Source organism: Dermacoccus sp. UBA1591 (assembly GCF_002322065.1).
GTDB lineage: Bacteria > Actinomycetota > Actinomycetes > Actinomycetales > Dermatophilaceae > Dermacoccus > Dermacoccus nishinomiyaensis.
The window spans coordinates 449-1,615 of sequence record NZ_DCNR01000032.1; the positions used below are offsets into that span (position 1 = coordinate 449).

The 1,167-nt window shown below is 65.6% G+C and carries 1 protein-coding gene; it reads right to left on the reverse strand.

All coding sequences use genetic code 11. The annotated features are described in order from the left end of the window. Nucleotides 1-15 precede the first annotated feature (15 nt). Nucleotides 16-741, reverse strand: a complete 726-nt coding sequence (locus B2284_RS03645; RefSeq protein ID WP_038566877.1) for an SDR family oxidoreductase — start codon at nucleotides 739-741, stop codon at nucleotides 16-18. Nucleotides 742-1,167: the final 426 nt, after the last annotated feature.

Consider the following 1,167-nt stretch of genomic DNA (forward strand, 5'->3'; position numbering starts at 1 on the left):
GGTCTTGCCGGATGGTCAGGCGATGCGTGCGCCGCCGTCGACGTGGATGGTCTCGCCGGTTACGAACGACCCTTCGAGCAACCACAGGGCGGCACGTGCGATGTCGTCGTTCCGCCCCACTCGGCCGACCAGGGTCGCGCGCCCGGAGTCCTCGAGAAATTCGTGCTTCGCGTTGTCTCCCATCGCATCCCAGCTGCCGGAATCGATGATGCCGGGCGAGATCGCGTTGACCCTGATGGGAGCGAGCTCCTTTGCGAGATGCGTGACGGCGTAGGTGACCGCCCCGTTCGTGATGCCCATGACGGCGTATCCGGGCGACGGGTTCCACGCGGCGACGCCGGAGAACAGCAGAAGGCTGCCGTCGGGGCGAACCGTCTTGGCTGCATGCTTCGCCAGCAACATCGGACCGATCACCTTGGCCTCGAAGGCGGAGACGACATGATCGTGGTCGAGCTGCGAGACCGGCACGTTGTGATGCGCAGACGCGGTGGTGACGATGTGATCGAGTGGTCCGACCTCGTCCAGAGCGCGCACGATGCTGTCTTCGTCGGTGATGTCGATGCTGACAGCTCGCGCTCCGGGGATCCGCTCAGCGGCCTCGCGCGCTTTCACCAGGTCGCGAGCACCGATGACAGGTGTTGCGCCTGCTTCGTGGATGGCGTTCGCGATGGCGAACCCGATATCGCGCGCGCCGCCGATGATGAGGACGTTCTGGCTGGCCAGGGGCAGGGTGGCACTCATGGGGTTCTCCCTTGCGTTGCGGTAATGAGATGCGTTGTGCGGGGATCAGATGTGGCGACGCTCGCGCGCGTCCAGTCGCAGGGTGACAAAGGCAAGGGCCAACCCCGCTGCGGTCATCATAGCGCCGACGATGTTGGCCGAGGCGTACCCGAAACCGGCCCCGATGGCGGCGCCAGCGAGCCACGCAGACGGTCCGTTCGAGCCGACTGCTTCCATCGCACGAGGTGCCTGAACGCTTCCAGGGCCGGTCTGCCTCGACTTTGCGCAAGCGGGTGGCTCCGGGCCCGACTGTGCAATGTCCGAGGCGTGTCGTGTGCAAAGTACGGCGCATCTCGACATCGGTCAGCCGCATTCCTGGGCTATTGCAAAGGCCTGGTTCGAGTCAGTTGCCCAGGTTTGCCGGTGAACGTGTGAGTGGGGCCCCGC